This is a genomic window from Salegentibacter agarivorans (assembly GCF_900113135.1).
GTDB classification, from domain to species: domain Bacteria; phylum Bacteroidota; class Bacteroidia; order Flavobacteriales; family Flavobacteriaceae; genus Salegentibacter; species Salegentibacter agarivorans.
Genome location: NZ_FOOH01000026.1, coordinates 14,668 through 26,531, shown reverse-complemented (window position 1 = coordinate 26,531; position 11,864 = coordinate 14,668). Strand labels below are relative to the sequence as shown.

The window sequence follows — 11,864 nt, the reverse complement described above, 5'->3', positions numbered from 1 at the left end:
ATCATATTTATTTTAATTCGGAATAGAAAAAACCAATACATTTGCAGTAATAATAAAGCTTCAAGTTATGACGATTACACAACTGCATTATGTATTGGCGGTTGCCGAACATAAGAATTTCACCAAAGCGGCACAAAAAGTGTTTGTAACCCAGCCTACCTTAAGCATGCAAATTCAAAAGCTGGAAGAAGAACTGGATGTACAGATTTTTGATAGAACCAAAAAACCTATTCAGCTTACTGAAACCGGGGAAAAAATTGTGCAACAGGCGCGAAATATTGTGAATGAAAGTGACCGGATTAAAGATATAGTAGATCAGCAAAAAGGATTTGTAGGTGGTATTTTTAAACTAGGTGTAATTCCCACGGTTATGCCTACTCTACTGCCTATGTTCATCAATAATTTTATTAAGAAATATCCTAAAGTAAAGCTTAAGATTGAGGAACTAAATACCGATGCAATTATTGAACGTTTAAGAGAAGGACATTTAGATGCTGCAATTGCCGCAACCCCACTTGAACTGCAGGGAATCAAAGAAAATGTACTTTATTATGAACCATTTGTAGGTTATATACCAAACAGTCACAGGCTTCATAAAAAGGAAAAGATTGAAATCAACGACCTGGATATAGACGATATGTTGCTGCTTGAAGATGGGCATTGTTTTAAAGATGGTATTCTTAACCTATGTAAATCTTCCAGAAATTACGACGATGATCATTTTCAGTTGGAAAGCGGAAGTTTTGAAACTTTAATAAAACTGGCTAACGAAGGTTTAGGGATGACACTGCTCCCCTATTTGCATACCCTTGATATTAAAGATTCTGAAAAGAAAAATTTAAGGATGTTTGCAGAGCCGGTACCCGCACGAGAAGTAAGCCTTATCTACAACCGCAGTGAATTAAAAATGCAGATTATTGAAGCTATACAAAGTACCATTGCAGGTGTTGTAAAAGGTGCTATCGCTTTTCACAATGTGAAAATTATAAGTCCTGTGAATAAGAAAAAAGAATACCAGGGATAAAATAATTCCTACTGTTTTATTTTAAACAAAGGAAATTTTATTGAAAATAAAAAGCGGCCCAAAAGCCGCTTTTTTTATGTATTTAAATAGGTTAAACATTGATTAAGTTCAGGATTTTTGCGGGTTAGTGCTATAATCCAGATACGAAGTTCCTCTATTTCATGAGGTAAAAGTCGTTGAAGTGCTTTTTTCACTTCTCTACAAAACAAGATGGGATCAAAACTGACTTTATCCAGTACAGTTTTGGTGTATTCAAACATCGCTCTCGCCATAATTTGAAAGATTTAAATTAGAAGTTAGGTTTAAAAAAGTAGAAATCTTTTAATAGGCTAACGGATTTTTTAAAAGCACCTAAATATAATAAAAAATTTATAAAGATCTTTTAATTTACCGCTGTTTAACAATTCTTAAAATCGCCGATCGCCACTTATCACATCACCTATACCGCCAAGAATACTACCTTCTCCTTTATCTTTCCCACCTCCTTGTGGTGCAGCCTGCCAAATTCGGTTAGCCAGGCGGCTAAAGGGAAGCGATTGCACGTAAACTGTACCCGGGCCGGTAAGGGTTGCAAAGAAAAGTCCTTCCCCGCCAAAAAACGTATTTTTAATTCCGCCTACAAATTCAATATCATAATTTATATCCTGGGTGAAGCCAATAATACAGCCTGTATCTATCTTTAATTTTTCACCGGGAGATAATTCTTTTCTTGCCATCGTGCCACCGGCGTGAACAAAGGCCATCCCGTCGCCTTCCAGTTTTTGCATAATAAAACCTTCACCTCCAAAAAAACCGCGCCCCAGTTTTTTACTGAATTCAATTCCTACCGAAACTCCTTTGGCAGCGCATAAAAATGCATCTTTCTGGCAAATAAATTTATTTCCATATCGGGTAAGATCTATAGGAATAATTTTTCCGGGATAAGGCGAAGCAAAACTAATACGCTTTTTGCCCTGAATTTCATTACTAAAAATCGTCATGAATAAACTTTCTCCGGTAAGCAAACGTTTGCCCGCACCTAAAACTTTACCCAGGAAACCTTCGTTTTCTTTAGAGCCATCGCCAAAAATAGTATCCATTCTAATCCCATCGTCCATCATCATAAAATTACCGGCTTCGGCAATAACAGCTTCACGAGGATCCAGCTCTAATTCTACATATTGCATTTCTTCCCCAAAAATTTGGTAATCTATTTCGTGTGCATTCATTTTACTTTGCTTTTATAGTCCATTCAAACTCAAATACGGCCACCTGTTCACCAGTATCGTTTATTCCCGTAGATTTCATCCATAAGGTTTGCCCTTCGCCCGTGGCAAGTGTTTTCTCTATAGCTTCGTCTATTAAATGACCATCATAACAGTAGAAATTAATCTTGCCCGTCGCTTTTTTGGTAAACGTGGCCCTATTTTGCGCAACCAGCATAGAAATTTTTCTATTAGACTGTTTAATTTTTCCCATTACCAACGCACCGGTGCTTAATTCTGCTGCCATTGCCTGCACAGCGAAGTACATACTATTAAATGGGTTTTGATTTATCCATTTATACTTCACACCTACTTTACAGGTATCTTCTTCAATCTCACTTACCCGAACCCCACAAAGCCAGGCGCTTGGCAGTTTCAGCATTAGAAATTTATTGAGTTTATTCTTATTTAATGTCATTAGAAATAGTTTGTTTTTAATAAATGTATTCAAATTAATCAATATGACTTCAGAAATAATTTCATAAAAATATGTTAAATTTTAGTACTATGTTTTGCAAAATACCTTCTTTTAACCATATATTTGTAATGTAAATTAATAGGTTATGAACTCAAAGATAGCAAAAGAAGAAAAAACACTGGCCACAATCCTGCATTTATCGGTCTTTAGTAAATTTATTATTCCGTTAGGGAATTTTATATTTCCACTAATATTATGGCTCACTAAAAAAGAAAAGCCCTTTATAGACGATCACGGCAGGAAGGCAATCAATTTTCAAATTAGTCTCTTTCTCTACACCATTTTAATATTGGCCGTAGGAATTTCAATTATTCTTTTTCAGGCTATTCGGCTGGGTGGTGATGTACCCTTTGCAATTGGTCCCGAGCATTTTTATATAGACGAAATGGGCCAGGCAATTTCTATAGTCATCACGATTAGTGTATTTGCCATTTTGCTTTCGCTCTTGTTTTTCATCGAAATCTTTGCAGTGATAAGCGCAAGTATTAAAGCCAGTAATGGAGAACATTACTCTTTTCCGTTAAGCATCAATTTTATAGGAAAAGATTCTAATAATCATCATAATAACCATCAACAATCAAAAAATGAACAGTTTAACAACCCTCAAAACGAAACGCTATGAAGATAGAAAACACCAAGGCTCAAATGCGTAAAGGTGTACTGGAGTACTGTATTCTTTCAGTCTTAAAAGATGAAGATGCGTATGTAGCCGAAATCCTGGACACCCTTAAAGACGCGAAATTACTGGTGGTTGAAGGCACAATTTATCCGCTCTTAACCCGGTTAAAGAATGCAGGATTGCTCAGTTATCGCTGGGAAGAATCCAGCAGCGGACCACCGCGAAAATATTACGGACTTACCGATACCGGGAAACTCTTCCTAAAGGAGCTTACCGGCACCTGGGACGAACTCCAAACCGCTGTAAACGTTGTAACCAATCAAAAAAATAAGAATCATGAATAAAACAGTAAATATAAATCTTGCCGGTATATTCTTTCATATAGACGAGGACGCCTATGCCAAGCTGCAACATTATTTAGACGCTATTAAACGCTCTTTTACCAACACCCAGGGAAAAGATGAGATTATAGCAGATATTGAAGCACGTATTGCTGAATTGTTCAATGAGAAGAAAAAAGACGACCGCCAGGTTATTGGAATTAAAGAAGTAGAAGAAGTAATCGCCATTATGGGGCAACCCGAAGATTATATGGTAGATGAAGAGATCTTTGAAGATGAACCGGTTTATACAAAAACCACTAAATCTCCGGGAAAACAACTGTTTAGAGATACCGAACATTCTTATGTAGGCGGTGTTTCTTCTGGACTGGGGCATTATTTAGGAATAGATTTTATTTGGGTACGCTTACTTTGGATCTTGCTAACTATTTTTTCCAGTGGTGCGTTTATCCTAATTTATATTGCACTTTGGATCTTTGTTCCCGAAGCTAAATCTACAGCCGATAAACTTGCAATGCGTGGAGAGGAGGTCACTATTAGCAATATAGAAAAAAAGATTCGTGAGGGTTTTGATAATGTTACCGGAAAGGTAAAAGATGTAGATTATCAAAAATATGGCAACCAGGCTAAAAGCGGAGCTAACTCTGCTGCCTCTGCTATAGGTGATGTAATCGCTTTTATTTTAAAGGTATTTGTAAAACTAATTGGAATCATCCTAATATTAATAGCCGGTGCGGCATTAATCAGTCTTTTTATTGGCTTGTTTACCGTTGGTACCTTTGGTCTTATAGACGCACCCTGGAGTAGTTATGTAGAAATGGCAGTTAGTGGAGCGCCGCTTTGGTTACTGTGGCTAATTAGCTTTTTGCTGGCAGGAATTCCATTTTTCTTCCTGTTCATTTTAGGCTTAAAGATTCTTGTAGGCAGATTAAGGTCTATTGGTACCCCTGCTAAATTAGTCTTATTGGGATTATGGATACTGGCTTTTATAGGAGCATCGGTAATAGCGGTACAGCAAGCCACCCATCGTGCTTTTGATGGAGAACAGGTAATTACAGAAACACTGCAAATATCGGCTAACGATACACTTTACCTGGGAATGCAGGCCAATTCAAATTACTCATCCAGTATTTACAGAAGTTCAGATTTCAAAATTAAATATGATGAGAATGATGAAAAGGTAATGTACAGCTCAGATATTCGCCTAATTGTAAAACCAACTAAAGACTCCCTTGCCAAACTGGAAGTAGTAAAGTCGGCAGAAGGTAAAGATTACAAAGAAGCCAGAGAACGCGCTCAAAATATAATGTATAACACCAATTTTAATGACAACCAATTATTGCTGAACAGCTTTTTTACTTCGCCTGCAAAATATAAGTATCGGGATCAGGAAGTGCAAGTTACCTTATATTTACCCGAAGGCGCTAGCCTGGTGGCAGACGATAATACAAATTCATTTCATAGAAATACAGACTACTGGGGAGATATTTTAATAAACGGCGACGAAGAAAAAGTTTTAAAAATCACAGAAGATGCCGCTATTTGTGAAGATTGCCCGGTAGAGGAATGGGAAACCGAAAGTGAAGATGAATGGGATGAAGACGGCGACTTTAACGCCAGGATAAATTCTGGAGATGAAGAGGTAAACATTCAAATAAATAGTAGAGGGGTAACGGTAGATAAAAAACCGGTTAAAAAAGAAGAAGAAAATCCTGAAAATGAAGAATTATGATACAATTAGTTCTGCAATTACTAATGCTACTCTTCAACCTGGGAGAACCGGCACAAGAAAATGATCTACTGGTTAAAGATTACATAAAAAGTAATGAAATCTTATCCGAACACTGCATCATAGCTTTCAATGAATGCTAAGCAAGTCTTAAAAGCCTCCCATCCGGAGGCTTTTTTAGTATATTTGTGTTAAACCCTTATTTTTTATGAAAAAGATACTACTCTTACTAAGCATTTTTATGGCATTTAGCTGTGGTGCAAAAAAAGTAAAAGGAAGCAGAAACGTAACCACCGAAAAAACACGCTTAGCAGATTTCCATAGTGTAGAAATAGGCGGTGATTTTGAAGTTACCCTCAAGCAAGGATCTACCGCGATGATGGAAGTTGAAGCCGATGATAACTTACACCGAATAATAAGAGGCGAAGTTGTAGACCAGGTTTTATACTTAAAGCCTACAAAAAAGATAGGCCGAAGCAAATCGCAGGAAATAACACTGACTTACCCTCAAAATCTTGAAAAAATTACAGTTTCGGGCAACACAGAATTGGAAGCAGATGAAGATTTATATTCTGAAGAATTAAAAATAACCACGGCAGATGATGCTAAAGTATACCTAACCGTAACCGCAACCAAATTTGATCTTTTTAATGAGGGAAAAGCTGATGTAGAATTAAATTTAACTGCAGAAGATGCTTATTTTCAGCTTAACGAGTCTAGCGATATTAAAGCTTTGGTGAATGCACCCAGATTTAAAGTAGATATCTATGAAAAAGCCAGCGCTCGTATTGAAGGTGAAGTAGACGATCTACAACTACGCTCTGAACATTCTACTAAGTTTGACGGCAGAAGATTAAGTGCAAGAAACGCAGTAGTTATTGCTGAAGGTAAATCTAAAAATGAACTTGAAGTTCTTGAAAACCTTACACTTACTGCTAAAAACCGAAGCGAAATGGAACTTTATGGAAATCCAAAAGTAGATTTGGTTGAATTTTCAGAAAAAGCAGTACTGGCGAAAAAAGATTGAGTTTTTTGCCTACATTTAATCCTTATAACTAAAACTATTAACTATGAAAATTGCATTAAAATCAATTTTATTAATTCTGGCATTAAGCCTTACGGTTGTGTCCTGCAGGGAAGAAGAAGAGAAATCTGAAATTGAACAATTAGCCGAGGAAGAAGATGCAAAGGTGAAAGTGAAAGATGATAAGGTTAAAGTAAAGACCGATGATAAAAAGATTAAAATCAAAGAAGATGACGGCGAAGTGAAGAAAAAAGTAAAGATAGATAACGACGATAATTAATTAGATTAACGCTATCTATTCTCACTTAGTGAGTCAATTCTAAAAATTGTTTTAAAAGTCCCGTTTTTCGGGACTTTTTTATTGGTATTTAGTATCTTAATTTAAAATTATAACAATGCACAAAAAAGAGATATATACCGCGGGAAAAGAACTACGGGAAGCCGAAAAAGTATTGGTTTTAATCCACGGCCGTGGTGGCAGTGCCAAAGAATTTCTTTCTTTGGCCAATCAGTTAAACCCCCAGGACTTCGCAGTTTTAGCACCACAGGCTACAGATTTTACCTGGTATCCGAATTCATTTTTAGCACCAGTAGCACAAAATGAACCCGAATATTCATCGGCTTTAGAAGTTTTAGAAGAATTACTTGAAGACATTAAAGAAACCGGCATAGCATCAGAAAATATTTATTTTGCCGGATTTTCACAGGGCGCCTGCCTAACGCTGGAATTTGTAACCCGCAACGCCCAAAGATTTGGCGGGGTTGCCGCTTTTACCGGCGGCCTCATTGGCGATAAGATTTATACTGAAAATTATTCGGGAGATTTTAATGGAACTCCAATTTTTATAGGTACCGGAGATCCAGATCCTCACGTTCCGGTTGAGCGAGTAGAAGATTCAGCTGAAATATTAAGGGAAATGAATGCTAATGTAGAAGTGAAAATCTATAAAAACCGGCCACATACCATTTCAGAAGATGAGTTGAAACTCGCCAATAATTTTATTTTTTAATTAAGAGTAAAATCAATTTTATGAGAAGCATTAAAAAAATACATACCGCGGTAAGTTCCCCTATCGCCGATCTAATTACTTATCGTGCCCTGCCCACAAATTCTGTAGATCATATAGATCCGTTTTTGTTTTTAAACCATCACGGCTACCAGGAATATCCTGTAAATAATAATGGATTGCCGTTTGGCCCTCACCCCCACCGGGGATTTGAAACCGTGACTTTTATTTTGAAGGGCGATTTAACCCATAAAGACAGTGGCGGATTTGAAAGTGTTATAAAAGCAGGTGGTGTACAATGGATGACGGCGGGAAAAGGACTTATTCACGCTGAAGTTTCTTCAGAAGAATTCAAAAAGAAAGGTGGCGAATTGGAGATTCTTCAGCTTTGGGTAAACTTACCGGCAAAACATAAAATGACCGAACCAAATTATGTAGGACTTCAGAAAGAAGATATTACGCAGCTAAATCTAAATGAAGGAAAAGTAAAATTAGCTGCAGTTTCAGGAAACTGGGAAGGTGAAAAAGGCGCTTTTGATCCATTAAACGATATCCAGATGGCTACTGTAAATTTTGCTGAAGGCGGTAAATATTCGGTAGAAATTCCTTCTGATAGGAATATTTTCTTTTACGTGATAAAGGGTAAGGTAAAAGTGAACGGGAAAGAAGCAAAAATGCATAACCTCGTTGAATTTAATAATGATGGTAAAAAACTGGAAATTGAAGCCCACAAAGAAAGCATCCTACTTCTAGGCCACGCTGTACCTTTCAACGAACCCATCGTTGCACAGGGTCCTTTTGTGATGAATTCACAGGAGGAAGTCCAGCAGGCTTTCCAGGATTATCAAAATGGTGAATTTGGAAATTGGAATGGGTGATTAAAGGTGAATACTCCTATTAATACCTTTTATAAAATAAATTTTTAGCTACGTGAAAATAATTTCAACCAATATTGGAAAACCGACTAAAATAATTTGGAATTCAAAAGAAGTACTAACAGGTATCTATAAAATACCTACCGATGAAGCTGTTTATTTGGCGAAAAACAATGTGATGAATGATGAAATTTCAGATCGTAAACATCACGGTGGTTTTTACAAGGCCTGTTATATATTTTCTGTAGAACAGTATCCATATTGGAAGAATCTTTATCCCAACCTGGAGTGGAACTGGGGTATGTTTGGAGAGAATCTAACCGTAGCAGATTTTGATGAAAGAAAGGTTTTCTTAGGTGATGTCTATAAAGTGGGTGATGCCGTAGTGCAGGTTTCAGATTATCGAGAACCCTGTTATAAACTCGGTTATAAATTTGGAGATCAAAACGTCCTGAAACAATTTATTAAGAGAGGTTATGCAGGAACCTATGTAAGTATTCTAGAAGAAGGATCTGTAGCGAAGAATGATCACTTCACTTTAATAGAGCGCCCTGATAAGAGTTTAAGTGTTGCAGAACTTTTCCATTTGATTTATGCAAAAGAAAAGAACCAGGACTTTTTGCAAATTGCTGTAAATAACCAGGCACTAGATCCTAAGAAAAGAACATTGCTGGGAAAATATTTAGTGTAATAGCCTTTTAATAGGGTCAAGAAAAAAACCTCCTTAGCGAACTAAGGAGGTTTTTGTTTATGATTAAATATCAGGGGATTCCCGTCTTCACGGAAATAGATTTACTTCCCTTCCATTTTATCTTTTAAAGCCTGAAGATCGGCATTAACATCACCAATAGTGGTTTTGTCATTGCTTTGCGAAGCTGCTTTTTTAGCGGCTTGCTTAACGATTTGCTGCTCTTCTTCTTTGTGAATAGCCATATGTGAAGCTACCACTCTTTTGAATTCTTTATTGAATTCAATGATCTGGAACTCTGCAGATTCACCTTTAGTTAATTTGTTACCGTCTTCTTTTTCAAGATGTCTGGTAGGAACAAATGCAGTGATATCTTCGTTAAAGTCTATAGTAGCACCTTTATCTACGATCTCTGCAATCTCTGCGGTGTGTTTAGTACCAACAGCGAACTCAGTTTCGTATTTATCCCAAGGGTTGTCTTCAACCTGCTTGTGACCAAGGCTTAACTTACGACCATCAACATCTAATTCTAGAACTACAACCTCAAGCTCATCACCTACGTTAGTAAATTCTGATGGGTGCTTGATTTTCTTAGTCCAGGATAGATCGGAGATATAAATAAGTCCGTCAATTCCTTCTTCTAATTCTACGAATACACCAAAGTTGGTGAAGTTACGTACAATTCCTTTGTGTTTAGAACCAACAGGATATTTAGTAGTAATATCTGTCCATGGGTCTGGAGTTAATTGCTTAATTCCAAGAGACATTTTACGGTCTTCACGATCTAAAGTTAAGATTTGAGCTTCAACTTCATCTCCAACATTTACGAAATCCTGAGCTGAACGCAAGTGCGTACTCCATGACATTTCAGAAACGTGGATAAGACCTTCAACACCATCGGCAACTTCAATAAATGCACCGTAATCTGCGATTACAACTACTTTACCTTTTACCTTGTCTCCAACCTTAAGGTTTTCGTCAAGAGCTTCCCATGGGTGTTTGCTTAATTGCTTAAGACCAAGTTGGATTCTTGTTTTAGCTTCATCAAAGTCTAGAATTACCACGTTTAGTTTTTGATCAAGTTCAACGATCTCATTTGGATGGTTGATACGAGACCAGCTAAGGTCGGTAATGTGAACAAGTCCGTCAACTCCTCCAAGATCAACAAATACTCCGTAAGAAGTGATGTTTTTAACAGTACCTTCAAGTACCTGACCTTTTTCAAGCTGACCGATAATTTCTTTCTTCTGTTCTTCGATATCGGCTTCAATAAGCGCTTTGTGAGAAACCACCACGTTTTTGAATTCGTGGTTAATTTTCACAACTTTGAATTCCATTGTTTTTCCAACATAAGCATCGTAATCACGGATAGGCTTCACGTCTATTTGAGATCCTGGCAAGAATGCTTCAATTCCAAATACATCTACGATCATACCACCTTTAGTTCTGCATTTCACAAAACCATTTACGATAAGACTTTCGTCGTGAGCTTTGTTCACACGATCCCAGGCCTGAATTACACGAGCTTTACGGTGAGAAAGGATTAATTGTCCTGTTGAATCTTCACGAACATCAATTAAAACCTCAACGTCGTCTCCAACTTTAAGATCTGGATTGTAACGAAATTCGTTAAGGGAAATAACGCCTTCACTTTTTGCGTTAATGTCTATAATTGCATCACGATCTGTAATATTAATTACTTTTCCTGTTACAACTTCGTCATTTAAAGTGTCTACGAAATTTTCTGCAACTAATTTCTCAAATTCTTCTAACTTCTCATCATCAATAGGGTCAATTCCCTCTTCATAATTGTGCCAGTTAAATTCTTCAAGAAATTTCTCAGGGTTTTCCTGCTGCTCGGTAGGAGCGGGTTGCGATGAAGTAGCCATTCCAGCTACCGGTTGAACTTCAAGATTTTCGTCCTGAACGTCCTGGTTTTTTTTGTCTTCAGCCATTGCTGATAAAAAATTTGTATCCTGTATTCTTCGGAAAAATTAAGCAAATAAAACACAGAAGTAGTTATGGTTTTGATTTCCAATCCCTTTTGATTTTCCGATTCTTCGCCAAAAAGGGCTGCAAAAATACAACTTATTTTTCTTTTCTCAAACCCTAATTAGTTTAAAAACAGAATGCTTATTCTTCAATTTTATCTTTGGCCAGTTTTAATACTTTTTCAAACTGTTCCTCCAAATTCATATCTGAATTATCGATTTCTATAGCATCTTCAGCTTTTACTAAAGGAGAGTCTTCGCGGGTGGTATCCAGGTAATCCCTTTCTTTAACATTAGCCAGTACATCTTCGTATTTAACCTCATCGCCACGGCCCTTTAATTCGTCATATCTGCGCTCCGCTCTTTTTTCGGTTGAAGCGGTCATAAATAATTTCAAATCGGCGTCAGGAAAAACCACGGTTCCAATATCACGGCCATCCATAACTACTGCTTTATTTTTGCCAATTTCCTGCTGGATTTTAACCAACATCTTTCTAACATCTGGCACAGCTGCCACTTTACTCACCTGCTGGGAAACTTCCATCAACCTGATTTCCTTTTCAACATTCTCATTATTTAAATGAACTTCCCCATAACCCAACTCTTTATTAAAAACAAAGCTGATATTAATAAAAGGTAATTGCCTTAAAATGGCTTCTTCTTCAAAATTGGTATCGGTGACTATCATTTTGCGCATTAAATATAAAGTCACGGCGCGGTACATCGCACCGGTATCAACATAGACATAGCCAAGTTCTGCCGCAAGCTGTTTAGCAACGGTACTTTTCCCGGTGGAGGAATAACCATCTATGGCAATCGTTATTTTTTTACTCATAATTTAATT

15 protein-coding genes are annotated in these 11,864 nt (G+C 37.0%); 10 read left to right on the top strand and 5 right to left on the bottom strand.

Annotation, left to right across the window (positions count from 1 at the left end):
* The first annotated feature begins 67 nt into the window (after window positions 1-67).
* Window positions 68-1,024 carry a LysR family transcriptional regulator gene (locus tag BM084_RS15795; protein WP_075327205.1) on the top strand — a complete coding sequence of 319 codons (957 nt, stop codon included), beginning with the start codon at window positions 68-70 and terminating at the stop codon, window positions 1,022-1,024.
* A gap of 74 nt (window positions 1,025-1,098) precedes the next feature.
* On the opposite strand, the gene BM084_RS15790 is transcribed toward BM084_RS15795, so the two are convergent.
* The 3 genes from BM084_RS15790 to BM084_RS15780 all read right to left on the bottom strand — a co-directional run bounded on the left by BM084_RS15790 (window position 1,099) and on the right by BM084_RS15780 (window position 2,686).
* Window positions 1,099-1,296 (bottom strand): hypothetical protein, encoded by a 198-nt coding sequence (locus BM084_RS15790; RefSeq protein ID WP_075327206.1) that lies wholly within the window; start codon window positions 1,294-1,296, stop codon window positions 1,099-1,101.
* 135 nt (window positions 1,297-1,431) lie between these two features.
* On the bottom strand, window positions 1,432-2,232 hold the full coding sequence (locus BM084_RS15785; RefSeq protein ID WP_079734281.1) for a TIGR00266 family protein: 801 nt from the start codon (window positions 2,230-2,232) through the stop codon (window positions 1,432-1,434).
* A gap of 1 nt (window position 2,233) precedes the next feature.
* Complete coding sequence (locus BM084_RS15780; protein WP_075327208.1) at window positions 2,234-2,686, bottom strand: DUF4442 domain-containing protein; 453 nt, start codon at window positions 2,684-2,686, stop codon at window positions 2,234-2,236.
* Between the two features lie 145 nt (window positions 2,687-2,831).
* On the opposite strand from BM084_RS15780, the gene BM084_RS15775 reads away from it, so the two are divergent.
* The 9 genes from BM084_RS15775 (at window position 2,832) to BM084_RS15740 (ending at window position 9,032) form a co-directional block, all read left to right on the top strand.
* Entirely contained in the window at window positions 2,832-3,368 is a 537-nt protein-coding gene (locus tag BM084_RS15775; protein ID WP_093306002.1) for a DUF4870 domain-containing protein, read from the top strand.
* The gene (locus tag BM084_RS15770) at window positions 3,365-3,709 is read left to right on the top strand and encodes a PadR family transcriptional regulator (protein WP_075327210.1); all 345 of its coding nucleotides are present in this window, start codon (window positions 3,365-3,367) and stop codon (window positions 3,707-3,709) included. The genes BM084_RS15775 and BM084_RS15770 overlap by 4 nt, the downstream gene beginning before the upstream one ends.
* On the top strand, window positions 3,702-5,438 hold the full coding sequence (locus BM084_RS15765) for a PspC domain-containing protein (protein WP_075327211.1): 1,737 nt from the start codon (window positions 3,702-3,704) through the stop codon (window positions 5,436-5,438). The genes BM084_RS15770 and BM084_RS15765 overlap by 8 nt, the downstream gene beginning before the upstream one ends.
* Window positions 5,435-5,578, top strand: coding sequence for a hypothetical protein (locus BM084_RS19220; protein WP_156858148.1), 144 nt, complete (start codon window positions 5,435-5,437; stop codon window positions 5,576-5,578). Before BM084_RS15765 ends, BM084_RS19220 begins: the two co-directional genes overlap by 4 nt.
* 65 nt (window positions 5,579-5,643) lie before the next feature.
* Complete coding sequence (locus tag BM084_RS15760; protein ID WP_093306000.1) at window positions 5,644-6,462, top strand: GIN domain-containing protein; 819 nt, start codon at window positions 5,644-5,646, stop codon at window positions 6,460-6,462.
* Window positions 6,463-6,505: 43 nt separating this feature from the next.
* Window positions 6,506-6,739: a hypothetical protein gene (locus tag BM084_RS15755; RefSeq protein ID WP_093305998.1), complete on the top strand. Its 234-nt coding sequence runs from the start codon at window positions 6,506-6,508 to the stop codon at window positions 6,737-6,739.
* A 115-nt stretch (window positions 6,740-6,854) separates the two neighbouring features.
* Window positions 6,855-7,469, top strand: a complete 615-nt coding sequence (locus BM084_RS15750; RefSeq protein WP_093305996.1) for an alpha/beta hydrolase — start codon at window positions 6,855-6,857, stop codon at window positions 7,467-7,469.
* A gap of 20 nt (window positions 7,470-7,489) precedes the next feature.
* Window positions 7,490-8,344, top strand: coding sequence for a pirin family protein (locus BM084_RS15745; RefSeq protein WP_093305994.1), 855 nt, complete (start codon window positions 7,490-7,492; stop codon window positions 8,342-8,344).
* A gap of 52 nt (window positions 8,345-8,396) precedes the next feature.
* On the top strand, window positions 8,397-9,032 hold the full coding sequence (locus BM084_RS15740; RefSeq protein WP_093305992.1) for an MOSC domain-containing protein: 636 nt from the start codon (window positions 8,397-8,399) through the stop codon (window positions 9,030-9,032).
* Between the two features lie 101 nt (window positions 9,033-9,133).
* On the opposite strand, the gene rpsA is transcribed toward BM084_RS15740, so the two are convergent.
* Window positions 9,134-10,984 (bottom strand): 30S ribosomal protein S1, encoded by a 1,851-nt coding sequence (gene rpsA, locus BM084_RS15735; RefSeq protein ID WP_093305990.1) that lies wholly within the window; start codon window positions 10,982-10,984, stop codon window positions 9,134-9,136.
* A 178-nt stretch (window positions 10,985-11,162) separates the two neighbouring features.
* Window positions 11,163-11,855: a (d)CMP kinase gene (gene cmk / locus BM084_RS15730; RefSeq protein ID WP_093305987.1), complete on the bottom strand. Its 693-nt coding sequence runs from the start codon at window positions 11,853-11,855 to the stop codon at window positions 11,163-11,165.
* Between the last annotated feature and the right edge of the window lie 9 nt (window positions 11,856-11,864).